Raw genomic sequence first — 12616 nt, 5'->3', positions numbered from 1 at the left:
GATGCGCGCGGCGGGGCGGCCTACCGGCCGACCTCGGCCGCGGCGCGGTCGAGCGCCAGCGGGTCGGTCACCGTGCCGGTCTGCTCGTCGAGCGGCCCCTGCGCCAGCCTGGTCACCTCTGCGGGGACCGGCGGCGCGAGGTCGGCCGTCGAACGGAGACCGGACAATACGTCGTCGGGTCGTACGGCGGGTGTGGCGTGTCGTACTACCAGGCGCAGTATCGCACAGGCAGCACCCGTCCGAACATCGTCCGCACCGTCCGTCGCGGTGTCGTCACCGAACCCGACCGGTTCGGACGCATCGGGGCGGACCTCCATCGCGGCGACGGCCGAGCGCGCGTCGAAGACCCGCAGGCCGTTCTTGGTCATCCGCTGGACCTCGACCCGTTCGGCGGCCAGGAACACCTCGGCGGCCTTCGCCGCCTCGGCGGGCTCGACGCCGGGCAGGCGCAGCTGCCACTCGGACGCCTCCAGGCGCTCCACGAAGTTGCTCGTGGCGACCTCGACGGCCTCGGTGATGTCCAGGCCGGGGGGCAGCGACTCGTCCAGTTGGCGGCGGAGCGCCTCCGGGTCGCGGGCCTCGGCGAGGCCGATCTCCAGGTACTCGGCCTCGCTGGCGGTGCCGGTCGGGGCCGCGTTCGCGTAGGAGACCTTGGGGTGCGGGGTGAAGCCCGCGGAGTAGGCCATCGGGACGGCCGAGCGGCGGAGCGCGCGCTCGAACGCCCGCTGGAAGTCCCGGTGGCTGGTGAAGCGCAGACGGCCGCGCTTGGTGTAGCGGAGACGGATGCGCTGCACCGTCGGCGCGGGCGGCGGACCGTCGGGGGTGCGGCGTGCCAGGGAGCTCAGTCCTTCGTCAGTTGTCCCCGTCCGGCCTCGCACCGCTGGCGGCTCCGGCCGGACCCTGTCACCACCAAGGGTACCGGTGGCTCACCCCAGCAGCGCCCGCCGGACCTCCCGGGCCACCCGGCGGATCTCCGCCTTCACCGGCCACCAGACGTCCCGGCGCACCCAGCGGCAGGGGCGGACCACCGTGAAGCGCCAGATCCGGCCGCCGAGCCGCCAGGACCACAGGAACGCCAGCCCGAGCGCGCGCAGCACCGGGTACAGCACCGGCCGCCACAGGCCGTGGTGGAACGCCTTGCCGAGCGGCACCAGCACCCACCGCCAGAGCGCCCGGACCGGCACCGCGACCAGGTAGTACGCCAGCTGGGCGACCACCTTGCCGAACCCGACCGCGAGGTACGCCGTGCCGCGGCCGATCGGGGCCAGCACGTAGTGCCAGAGCGCCTTCAGCGAGGGCAGCAGCACCCACCGCCACAGCCAGGCCAGCGGCACCACCACCAGCCAGTGCCAGAGCCAACCGAGCGGGACGACCACCAGCGGCCGCAGCACCCACCGCCAGAGGAACCGCCCCGGCACCACCAGCAGCTTGTCCAGCAGCCACCCGACCCCGCGGCCGGCCAGCACCACCAGCTCCCACAGCAGCCGCAGCGGCACCACCACCGCCACCACCACCGGCCGCACCACCGCGACCAGGCACCCCCCGCCCTGCTGCCCCTGCGGTCCCTGCTGCTGAGCCATCGTCACTCCCCCGTGGATCGATCGGCCGATGGTAGTACGCGGCCGCCGACCGCCAGGAGACCGATCCGGGTTCCGGCGGCCGACGCGTCCTCAACTCGCCGTACCGCGCGAGCGTTTCGAGGTCGCGGTGACCGCCGGCCTGTCGTCGTCGAGGCCGAACGGGAGGATGTGTCCCGATGTCTGCGCTTCCTGCTCGAAGGCCCCCGCCGCGGGGTCGCGGCGGGGGCCCGGGAGGGCGAGGGGCGTCAGGTGTTGACGACCGTCAGGGGGAGGAGCTTCTTGCCGGTGGGGCCGACCTGGATGTGGGTGTCCATCTGGGGGCAGACGCCGCAGTCGAAGCAGGGGGTCCAGCGGCAGTCCTCGACCTCGACCTCTTCGAGGGCGTCCTGCCAGTCCTCCCAGAGCCAGTCCTTGTCGAGGCCGCTGTCCAGGTGGTCCCAGGGGAGGACCTCCTCGTAGGTGCGCTCGCGGGTGGTGTACCAGTCGACGTCGACGCCGGTGCCGGCCAGGCCCTTCTCGGCGGAGGCCATCCAGCGGTCGTAGGAGAAGTGCTCGCGCCAGCCGTCGAAGCGGCCGCCGTCCTCGTAGACGGCGCGGATCACGGCGCCGATCCGGCGGTCGCCGCGGGAGAGCAGGCCCTCGACGATGCCGGGCTTGCCGTCGTGGTAGCGGAAGCCGATGTTCTTGCCGAACTTGCGGTCGCCGCGGATCGAGTCGCGCAGCTTGGTCAGCCGCTCGTCGGTGGCCTCGGCGGACAGCTGCGGGGCCCACTGGAACGGGGTGTGCGGCTTGGGCACGAAGCCGCCGATCGAGACCGTGCAGCGGACGTCGTTGGTGCCGGTGACCTCGCGGCCCTTGGCGATGACGTTCTTCGCCATGGTGCCGATCTGGAGGACGTCCTCGTCGGTCTCGGTGGGCAGGCCGCACATGAAGTACAGCTTCACCTGGCGCCAGCCGTTGCCGTACGCGGTGGCCACCGTGTTGATCAGGTCCTCTTCGGAGACCATCTTGTTGATGACCTTGCGGATGCGCTCGGAGCCGCCCTCGGGGGCGAAGGTGAGTCCGGAGCGGCGGCCGTTGCGGGACAGCTCGTTGGCGAGGTCGATGTTGAAGGCGTCGACCCGGGTGGAGGGCAGCGAGAGGCCGACCTTGTCCTCGGCGTAGCGGTCGGCGAGGCCCTTGGTGATGTCGGCGATCTCGGAGTGGTCGGCGGAGGAGAGCGAGAGCAGGCCGACCTCCTCGAAGCCGGTCGCCTTCAGGCCCTTCTCCACCATCTCGCCGATGCCGGTGATGCTTCGCTCCCGCACGGGGCGCGTGATCATGCCGGCCTGGCAGAAGCGGCAGCCGCGGGTGCAGCCGCGGAAGATCTCCACCGACATCCGCTCGTGCACGGTCTCGGCGAGCGGGACCAGCGGCTGCTTCGGGTAGGGCCACTCGTCGAGGTCCATCACGGTGTGCTTGGAGACCCGCCACGGCACGCCCGGGCGGTTCGGCACGACGCGGCCGATCCGGCCGTCGGCCAGGTACTCGACGTCGTAGAACCGCGGGATGTACACGCCGCCGGTCTTCGCCAGGCGCAGCAGCAGTTCGTCGCGGCCGCCGGGGCGGCCCTCGGCCTTCCAGGCCCGGACGATGGCGGTGATGTCGAGGACGGCCTGCTCGCCGTCGCCGATGACGGCGGCGTCGATGAAGTCGGCGATCGGCTCGGGGTTGAACGCGGCGTGGCCGCCCGCGAGGACGACCGGGTCGTCCATGGTGCGGTCGGCGGCGTTCAGCGGGATGCCGGCCAGGTCGAGCGCGGTCAGCATGTTGGTGTAGCCGAGCTCGGTGGAGAACGACAGGCCGAACACGTCGAACGCCTTGATCGGGCGGTGCGCGTCGACCGTGAACTGCGGGACGCCGTGCTCGCGCATCAGCGCTTCGAGGTCCGGCCAGACGCTGTAGCTGCGCTCGGCGAGGACGCCCTCGCGCTCGTTCAGCACCTCGTAGAGGATCATGGTGCCCTGGTTGGGCAGGCCGACCTCGTAGGCGTCGGGGTACATCAGCGCCCAGCGGACGTCGCAGGCGTCCCAGTCCTTGACGGTCGAGTTGAGCTCGCCACCGACGTACTGGATCGGCTTCTGGACGTGCGGGAGGAGGGCCTCCAGGCGTGGGAAGACCGATTCGACAGTCATGTGCGAGGACCTTTACGGCAGAAAAAGCAGTGACCCTTCAGGGTAGCCGAGCCCCGAGGGTCACTGTTTCCACACCGATGGCCGGCGCTAGATCCCTATCGGCCGCTGGGAGCGCACCGACTGGAGCAGGCCGATGGCGATCCAGACCGCGAACATCGAGGAGCCGCCGTAGGAGACGAACGGCAGCGGGATGCCCGCGACCGGCATGATGCCGAGGTTCATCCCGATGTTCTCGAAGGCCTGGAAGGCGAACCAGCTGACCGTGCCGGCCGCCAGGACCGTCCCGTACAGGTCGGGGGCCTGGCGGGCGGTCCGGCAGGCCCGCCAGAGGATGACGCCGAGCAGGCCGATCATCAACAGGCCGCCGGCGAAGCCGAGTTCCTCGCCCGCGACCGAGAACACGAAGTCGGTCTGCTGCTCGGGGACGAACTGGCCGGTGGTCTGGGTGCCGTGGAACAGGCCCATGCCGGTGAGGCCGCCGGAGCCGATCGCGATCCGGGCCTGGGCGGTGTTGTAGCCGACGCCGGACGGGTCGAGGGCCGGGTTGGCGAAGGCCGCGAAGCGGTCGATCTGGTACTGGCTGAGGATGCCGAGCTTCCAGACCGCGAGCGCCCCGGCGGTGCCGGCCCCGAGGATGCCGAACACCCAGCGGTTGGCGGCGCCGGAGGCCATCAGCACGCCGAGCATGATGACCGCCATGACCATCACCGAGCCGAGGTCGGGCATCAGCATGACCACGCACATCGGGAAGGCCGCGACCGCCAGGCCCTGCAGCACGCTGCGGGTGGGCGGGTGCTCGCGCTCGCCGGCGTCGACCCGGGCGGAGAGCACCACGGCCATCCCCAGCACGATCGCCAGCTTGGCGAACTCGGCGGGCTGGACGGAGAACCCGCCGCCGAACTGGATCCAGGAGTGCGCGCCGTTGATGGTCGAGCCGAGCGGGCTGAGCACCGCGAACAGCATCAGGATCACGGCGAGGTAGACGAACGGCACCGCGGTGCGCAGCCGGCGGGTGCCGAGCAGGGTCACCCCGACGCACAGGCCGACGCCGATCAGCAGGTTGGTGAGGTGCCGGTAGAGGAAGTACTGCGGGTCGCCGTGGGTCAGCGAGTCCCGGCCGCGGGTGGCGGACCAGACCAGCAGCGAGCCGACCAGGGAGAGCGCCAGCGCGGCCAGGAGCATCACCCAGTCGAGCCGGCGGAGCGGCGAGTCCTTGGCCAGCGCCCGGGACAGCGAGGAGCGCTGCGGGGCCAGCCGGAAGGAGCGGTACGAGCCGTAGGAGGTCATGCCCGTCCCCTCCCGTGCCCGCCGGTCCGGGTGGGTTCGACGGCGGCCGGCAGCAGCGGGGCGGCGGGGGCGGTCCGCTGCGCCGGGGCCGGGTCGAGGAAGGCGGCGCCGTCCTGGTAGGTCCAGGCGGTCGGGACGATCGCGGTGCCGTCCGGGTTGAACTTGGGCAGCTGGGCCTGCGGCTGCGGCAGCAGCGCCTTGCCGTTGTCGATGCCGCCCTTGTCGTCGACGCCGTACAGCGCCTGGTAGATCCGGCGCACCGAGTCGCCGGAGCCGCCGGAGCCGGTGCCGCCCTGACTGATCGTCATGACGACGGCGTAGTCCTTGCTGTAGGTGGTCAGCCAGGAGGTGGTCTGCTTGCCGGCGACCTCGGCGGTGCCGGTCTTGGCGTGCAGCTCGATCTTGCCCTGCGGCCAGCCGGCGCCGGTGAACTTCCAGGCGGCGGTGCCGGCGGTGACGACGCCGGCGGTGGCCTGGTCGATGTACTCCAGCAGCTGCCCCTGGGCGGGGATCTTGCCGTCCTCGTGCGGGGCGATGTCGCGCACCAGGCTGCCGTCGGGGGCGACCACGGCCTTGCCGATGGTGGGCCGGTACAGGGTGCCGCCGTTGGCGAGCGCCGAGTAGATCCGGGCCATCTGGATCGGGGTGACCAGGGTGTCGCCCTGGCCGATCGCGAAGTTGACCATGTCACCGGCGCGCATCTGGTTGCCGTCGGCGCAGTTCTCGCGGGCGATCTCGTCGCTCTCGCTGTGACCGCCCTTGGCCGCCTGCTCGCACCAGGACTGCTTCATCGCGTCGAAGTAGGACTGCTTCCACTGCCGGTCGGGAACCCGGCCGGGCACCTCGCCGGGCAGGTCGACGCCGGTCTTGGCGCCGAGGCCGAACTGGTGGGCGGTCTTGAAGAACCAGTCGCCGGCGTCCTTCTTGGGCTTGAGGCCGCCGTCCTTCATCCACTGGTCGTAGGCGAGGCCGTAGAAGACGGTGTCGCAGGACACCTCCAGGGCCTTCTCCAGCGAGATGTCGCCGAAGTTCTCGGACTCGAAGTTCTTGAACTCGCGGCCGCCGATGGTCAGCGACTTCGGGCACGGGTAGTGGCCGTTGAGCGAGTACCCGGCCTGCACGGCCGCGGTGGTGGAGATCACCTTGAAGGTGGAGCCGGGGGCGGACTGACCCTGTATGGCCCGGTTGATCAGCGGGTAGTTGGAGTCCTTGTTGTTCAGCGACTCGTAGTCCTTGGCGGAGATGCCGCCGACCCACAGGTTGGGGTCGTAGGTGGGGGCGCTGGCCATCGCGACGATCCGGCCGGTGTGCACGTCCATCACCACGGCGGCGCCGGAGTCGGCGACGTAGTTGCGGCTGGTCACCTTGTCGTAGGTCTTGCGGGCCTCGGCCATCGCCTGGGAGAGCTGGTCCTCGACCACCTTCTGCACCCGGGCGTCGATCGAGGTGACCAGGTTGTTGCCGGGCTGGGCGGGGGTGGTGCCGGCGCTGCCGATCACCCGGCCGAGGTTGTCGACCTCCAGCCGGTCGACGCCGGTGGTGCCGCGCAGGTCGTCGTCGTAGACCGACTCCAGGCCGGCCCGGCCGACCTGGTCGGACGGCAGCCGGCGGGCCCGGCCGTCCTTCTGGGCGCTCTTGGTGACCTCGTCGTCGGTGACCGGCGACAGGTAGCCGAGCACCTGGGCGGCGCTGGCGCCCTCGGCGCCGGTGTAGCGGCGCAGCGCGGTGGGCTGGGCGGTGACGCCGGGGAAGTCCTCGCGGCGTTCCATTATCTGCATCGCCTGCTGGGTGGTGGCCTGCTGGGTGACCGGGATCGGCTGGTACGGGGAGCCGTTCCAGCACGGCTGCGGCGTCTTGGCGTCGCAGAGCCGGACCTTGTTCTTCACGTCGTCGGCGGGGACGCCGAGCACCTCGGCGAGCCGGGTCAGCACGGCCTTGCCGTGGTCCTTCTGCTGGAGCAGCGCGGTCCGGGACACCGACACCACCAGCTTGGTCTCGTTGCCGGCCAGGATGCGGCCGGAGGCGTCCAGGATCTCGCCGCGGACGGCGGGTTCCACCACCTCGCGGATGTGGTTGCCCTGGGCCTTGGCGGTGAACTCCTTGCCGTTGCGGATCTGCAGGTACCACAGCCGGCCGCCGAGGGTGGCGAGCAGCGACAGCACCAGCACCTGGAGGACGACCAGGCGGATCGTCACCCGCCGGGTCCGGCCGGTCTCGGGGATGTTGCTCACGTGCGCGGACTCCGTCCGGACGGTCAGGGGCGCTTGGCGAGGCCGAGCGCGCGCTTCTTCTTGTAGGGGGCCGCGCCGGAGGGTTCGCGGGTGGTGCGGTAGCGGGCCAGCGAACCGAGGCCGGAGCCGCCGTCCGCGCCGCGCACCGTCTCGTTGACCACCCGGTCGCCGTCGAAGCGGCGGGCCAGCAGCATCGCCAGCGGCACCGTGAACGGGGCGAGCAGCACGTCGTACAGCAGGGCGCTGAACACCAGCCCGGTCAGGCCGACGTGGCGGGCCGCGGTGTCGCCGACCAGGGCGCCGACCGTGGCGTACAGCAGGGTGGAGGCGACCGCGGCGACCGCGACCACGGCCAGCGCGGAGAGCGCCGAGCGCTGCCGGCCGGCCTCCGGCCTGAGCAGTCCGGCGCCGTAGCCGACCAGGCAGAGCACCAGCGCGTACCGGCCGACCGCGTGGTCGGACGGCGGGGCGAGGTCGGCGAGCAGGCCGGCCGAGAAGCCGACCAGGCAGCCGCCGGTCGGGCCGTAGACCAGGGCCAGGCCGACCACCACCAGCATCAGCAGGTCCGGGGTGGCGCCGGGCAGTTGGAGCCGGCCGAGCACGCTGACCTGGATCACCAGGGCGAGCACCAGCAGGACGGCGGACAGCACGATCCGCATCGGACGCAACATCAGTTCCCCCGGGTGGCCGGCGGTGCGGCGGCGATCGGCGCCTGCGGGTTGCCCGCGGCGGTGGGGGCGGGGACCGGCGGGAGCACCGCGTCCCGCGGGTCGGTGCGCGGCGGCACGACCACCACGCCGACCAGGTCGAGCCGGGTGAACTGCACGTACGGCTCGACCAGGACGGTCTTGGTGAGCTGGCCGGGGGTGGCCTGCACCTCCTTGACGGTGCCGACCGGGACGCCGGGGACGAACGGGCGGCCGCTCTGCGAGCCGAAGGTGACCAGCCGGTCGCCGGCCTTGACCTGGGCCCGGCCGTTGAGCAGCTCGATCCGCATCGGGGAGGCGCCCTGGCCGGCCGCGAAGCCGATCTCGCCGCCGCCCTCCAGCCGGACGCCGGCGGTGAAGCCGGGGTCGGAGGCGAGCAGCACGGTGGCGGTGGTCGGGGCGACGGTGGTGATCCGGCCGACCAGGCCCTGGCCGTCGATGACGGTCATGTCGCGGGTGAGGCCGTCGTCGCTGCCGGCGTCGATGGTGACGGTCCAGGAGAAGCCCTGGGCCGCGCCGATGGCGATCACCTGCGCGGCCTTGACGGTGTAGCCGCCGGTGCCGGCGGTGCGGAGCAGGTCGTCGAGCTGCTTGCCGCGGCCGGCCGCGGTGTCCGAGGAGGCCAGTTTCTGGCGCAGTTCGGTGTTCTCGCGGGTGATCTGGTCGAGCCGCTGCTGGTGGGTGCCGGCGTCGCGGATCGCCCGGATGTAGCCGGCCACCGGGTCGACGGCGCCGGCCGCGGCGTTCTCCACCGGGCCGAGCACGGAGGCGGCGGCCCGGCGCGGGCCGCCGAGCGGGGAGTCCTGGCCGCCCTTGATGTCCACGGTGATCAGTGCGAAGGCCGTCAGGACCAGCAGCACCAGCAGTAGTCGACTCTGTCGGGTGTCCCTCACGGTGCTGCTGCCGCCCCTTCGTGCTGCATGCTCATCAGCTGTATCTCGTGTTCGGTTGCCCTGCTCAACGACGCGGCTGCGCGTCCAGTACCTGCTGCAGCGCCTCGAACTCCTCGACGCACTTGCCCGCCCCGAGCGCCACCGAGTCCAGCGGGTTCTCCGCGATGTGCACCGGCATGCCGGTCTCCCGGCGCAGCCGCTCGTCCAGGCCGCGGAGCAGGGCGCCGCCGCCGGTGAGCACGATGCCGCGGTCCATCACGTCGCCGGCGAGTTCCGGCGGGCACTGGTCGAGGGTGGTCTTCACCGAGTCGATGATCGAGTTCACCGGCTCGTCGATGGCCTCGCGGACCTCGGCGGCGGAGATCACCACGGTCTTCGGCAGGCCGGAGACCAGGTCGCGGCCGCGGATCTCGGCGTGCTCGTCCTTCTCGCCCTCCAGGCCGAAGGCGGAGCCGATGGACATCTTGATCTGCTCGGCGGAGCGCTCGCCCAGCAGCAGGCTGTACTCCTTCTTGATGTGCTGGACGATCGCGTTGTCCAGCTCGTCGCCGGCCACCCGCAGCGACTGGGCGGTGACGATGCCGCCCAGCGAGATCACCGCGACCTCGGTGGTGCCGCCGCCGATGTCGACCACCATGTTGCCGGTCGGCTCGTGCACGGGCAGGCCCGCGCCGATCGCCGCGGCCATCGGCTCCTCGATGATGTGCACCTGGCGCGCGCCGGCCTGCATGCTGGCCTCGACCACCGCGCGGCGCTCCACCCCGGTGATGCCGGAGGGGACGCAGACCACGACCCGGGGGCGGGCCAGGTAGCGGCGGCGGTGGATCTTCAGGATGAAGTAGCGCAGCATCCGCTCGGTGATCTCGAAGTCGGCGATCACGCCGTCCTTGAGCGGGCGGATGGCCACGATGTTGCCCGGGGTGCGGCCGATCATCTTCTTGGCCTCGGCACCCACCGCGAGGATGCCGCCGGTGTTGGTGTTCACCGCGACCACGGACGGCTCGTTCAGCACGATGCCCTTGCCCCGGACGTACACCAGTGTGTTCGCGGTGCCGAGGTCGATCGCCAGGTCCCGGCCGAGGAACGACAGGTTGTTCGCCATGGGATGTCGAGTGCCTTCCCGAATTCGGATCAAGGGCGGGGAGCGGACCGTCCGTCCGGGCCCGGGCATGGGCCGACGGCGGCTGAGCAGCCGCTCCGGGCCCGTGAGGTGGGGTCCATCGTAGTCACGCCGGTCTGCGCGAGCGGCGGGTACGGCATGCCGCCCATTCTCCGGGGGCGGATCGGCTTCTCTTGGCATTGGGACGCCGTGTCGAGGGGTAGGGTTCCGTGATTTGAGGATGAACGCCCAGAGGGAGCAACCCCGTCCTCGTCCGGCCGCTGAGCTGGCCGTTCTCCACCGCGCCGCGCCCCGCGCCGCCGGACGGCGCGGGGCGCGGAATCGCTACGAAATCCTCACGCGTGGGCCGGGAAGAAGATCTTGATCTCGCGCTCGGCCGACTCCGGGGAGTCCGAGGCGTGGATCAGGTTCTCCCGGGTGATGGTCGCGTAGTCGCCGCGGATGGTGCCCGCGCCGGCCTGCAGCGGGTCGGTGGCGCCGGCCAGCGCCCGGATGCCGGGGACGACGTTCTCGCCCTCGACGATCAGCGCGATCGACGGGCCGGAGGTCATGAACTCCAGCAGCGGCTCGTAGAACGGGCGGCCGACGTGCTCGGCGTAGTGCTGCTCCAGGGTGACCCGGTCGAAGGTGCGGAGCTCGATCGCAGCGAACCGCCAGCCGGCCTTGCGTTCGATCCGGCTGATGATCTCGCCGGCCAGGCCGCGCTCCACGGCGTCGGGCTTGAGCAGGACGAGAGTGCGCTGGGACACGGGGCGGCTCCTGTGGGTGTGCGGTGGACCGTCTGTGGCTCCGACACTACCCCGGCCGGGTGGCCGCCCCGTTGACCAGCCCGGTCAGGCCGCCGCGGGGGCAGCCGCGGCGGCGTCGGCCGCTGCTGCGCGCTGCGCCTTGATCGCGTCGATCTTGCGCCCGTAGTGCACCGAGCACCACCACAGCCCGCCGAAGACCACGCCGAACGCGTACATGGTGGGCAGCACCAGCCCACTGGCGAACACCGCCAGCTGCAGCGCCCAGCCCACGTACACCGCGCCGGGGCGGGTGATCACGCCGCAGAGCAGCACGCAGAGCAGCATCGCGACGGCGCTGACCGTCCAGATGGTGCCGGTGCCGACGTCGGTGAGCTTCATCGCGACCAGGCCGGCGAACATGATCAGCAGGGCCTCGCCGATCAGCGTGGAGGAGCACAGGGTCCGCATCGGCGGCTACTTCCTTCCGAACAGCAGGCGGGCCTCGCCCACCGTGATGACCGAGCCGGTGACCAGGACGCCGGCGCCGCCGAGGTCCTCCTCCTCGGCGAGCGTGACGGCGGCGTCGATCGCGTCGTCCAGCCGGGGTTCGACCTGCACCCGGTCCTCGCCGAAGACCTCGACCGCGAGCGCGGCCAGCCGGTCGACCGGCATCGCGCGGTGGGTGGAGTTCTGGGTGATCACCACCTCGGCCAGGATCGGCTCGAAGACCTCCAGCAGGCCGGTGACGTCCTTGTCGCCGCTGGTGGCGATCACGCCGACCAGCTTGGTGAAGCCGAACGCCTCGCCGATCGCGGCGGCGGCGGCCTGCGCGCCGTGCGGGTTGTGCGCGGCGTCCAGGATGACGGTGGGGCTGCGCCGGACCACCTCCAGCCGGCCCGGGGAGGAGACGCCGAACAGCGCCTGCCGGACCTTCTCCTCGTCCAGGTGCTCGGCGCCGCCCTGGCCGATGCCGAAGAACGCCTCGACCGCGGCCAGCGCCAGCGCGGCGTTCTGCGCCTGGTGGTCGCCGTGCAGCGGGATGAAGAGGTCCTGGTACTCGTGGCCGCCGAGGCCGCGCAGGGTGACCAGCTGGCCGCCGATCGCGACCTCGCGGCGCAGCACGCCGAACTCCATGCCCTCGCGGGCCACCGTGGCGTCCACCTCGACGGCGCGGCGGAGGATCTGCTCGGCGGCGTCCAGCTGCTGCTGGGCGACCACGGCGAGCGCGCCGGGCTTGATGATGCCGGACTTCTCGACCGCGATCTTCCCGGTGGTGTCGCCGAGCTTGTCGGTGTGGTCCAGCCCGATCGGGGTGATCACCGCGACCTGGGCGTCGATCACGTTGGTGGCGTCCCAGGAGCCGCCCATGCCGACCTCGACCACCGCGACGTCCACCGGGGCGTCGGCGAAGGCGGCGTAGGCCATGCCGGTCAGCACCTCGAAGAAGGACATCGCGACCGGCTGCGCGGCGTCCACCATCTGCACGTAGGGCGCGATGTCGCGGTACGTCTCGACGAACCTCTCCGGGTCGATCGGCGTGCCGTCCAGGCTGATCCGCTCGGTCACCGACTCCACGTGCGGGGAGGTGTAGCGGCCGGTGCGCAGTTCGAAGGCGCCGAGCAGCTGCTCGACCATCCGGGCGGTGGAGGTCTTGCCGTTGGTGCCGGTGATGTGGATCGACGGGTAGGCCCGCTGGGGCTGGCCGAGGATGTCCATCAGCGCCTCGATCCGGTCGAGCGAGGGCTCCAGCTTGTTCTCCGGCCAGCGGCCGGCCAGCTCGGCCTCGACGGCGCGCAGTTCGGAGTCGGTGCCGCCGGCGTCGGCGGGACGGACGGTGTAGGGGTTGGGCTCGGCCTTGTCGCTCACCCCGCCAGTCTAGGGACTCGCCGGCCGCTC

At 71.9% G+C, this 12616-nt stretch carries 11 protein-coding genes; all 11 read right to left on the bottom strand.

Translation table 11 applies throughout. The annotated features are described in order from the left end of the window. Window positions 1-20 precede the first annotated feature (20 nt). On the bottom strand, window positions 21-794 hold the full coding sequence (locus tag ACIQBJ_RS19590) for a TIGR03936 family radical SAM-associated protein (protein ID WP_400711597.1): 774 nt from the start codon (window positions 792-794) through the stop codon (window positions 21-23). 132 nt (window positions 795-926) lie between these two features. Beyond that, window positions 927-1580, bottom strand: a complete 654-nt coding sequence (locus ACIQBJ_RS19585; protein WP_400711594.1) for a hypothetical protein — start codon at window positions 1578-1580, stop codon at window positions 927-929. 245 nt (window positions 1581-1825) lie between these two features. Next, the gene (locus tag ACIQBJ_RS19580) at window positions 1826-3754 is read right to left on the bottom strand and encodes a TIGR03960 family B12-binding radical SAM protein (RefSeq protein ID WP_400711591.1); all 1929 of its coding nucleotides are present in this window, start codon (window positions 3752-3754) and stop codon (window positions 1826-1828) included. Window positions 3755-3841: 87 nt separating this feature from the next. Continuing rightward, a complete protein-coding gene (rodA, locus tag ACIQBJ_RS19575; RefSeq protein ID WP_400711588.1) occupies window positions 3842-5041 on the bottom strand; it encodes a rod shape-determining protein RodA in 1200 nt (399 codons plus the stop codon). Then, window positions 5038-7272, bottom strand: coding sequence for a penicillin-binding protein 2 (mrdA, locus tag ACIQBJ_RS19570; RefSeq protein ID WP_400711585.1), 2235 nt, complete (start codon window positions 7270-7272; stop codon window positions 5038-5040). Before mrdA ends, rodA begins: the two co-directional genes overlap by 4 nt. Before the next feature lie 23 nt (window positions 7273-7295). Next, complete coding sequence (gene mreD / locus ACIQBJ_RS19565) at window positions 7296-7940, bottom strand: rod shape-determining protein MreD (RefSeq protein ID WP_400712546.1); 645 nt, start codon at window positions 7938-7940, stop codon at window positions 7296-7298. A gap of 2 nt (window positions 7941-7942) precedes the next feature. After that, window positions 7943-8872, bottom strand: coding sequence for a rod shape-determining protein MreC (gene mreC, locus ACIQBJ_RS19560; RefSeq protein WP_400711582.1), 930 nt, complete (start codon window positions 8870-8872; stop codon window positions 7943-7945). A gap of 64 nt (window positions 8873-8936) precedes the next feature. Continuing rightward, window positions 8937-9962 carry a rod shape-determining protein gene (locus ACIQBJ_RS19555; protein WP_400712543.1) on the bottom strand — a complete coding sequence of 342 codons (1026 nt, stop codon included), beginning with the start codon at window positions 9960-9962 and terminating at the stop codon, window positions 8937-8939. A 365-nt stretch (window positions 9963-10327) separates the two neighbouring features. After that, on the bottom strand, window positions 10328-10741 hold the full coding sequence (gene ndk, locus ACIQBJ_RS19550; RefSeq protein WP_400711579.1) for a nucleoside-diphosphate kinase: 414 nt from the start codon (window positions 10739-10741) through the stop codon (window positions 10328-10330). 84 nt (window positions 10742-10825) lie between these two features. Continuing rightward, the gene (locus tag ACIQBJ_RS19545) at window positions 10826-11188 is read right to left on the bottom strand and encodes a DUF4233 domain-containing protein (protein WP_400711576.1); all 363 of its coding nucleotides are present in this window, start codon (window positions 11186-11188) and stop codon (window positions 10826-10828) included. Window positions 11189-11194: 6 nt separating this feature from the next. Then, window positions 11195-12586, bottom strand: a complete 1392-nt coding sequence (locus ACIQBJ_RS19540) for a bifunctional folylpolyglutamate synthase/dihydrofolate synthase (protein WP_400711573.1) — start codon at window positions 12584-12586, stop codon at window positions 11195-11197. Window positions 12587-12616 lie beyond the last annotated feature (30 nt).

It is taken from the genome of Kitasatospora sp. NPDC088391 (assembly GCF_044753345.1).
Lineage (GTDB): Bacteria > Actinomycetota > Actinomycetes > Streptomycetales > Streptomycetaceae > Kitasatospora.
This window is presented reverse-complemented; position numbering and strand designations above follow the sequence as displayed.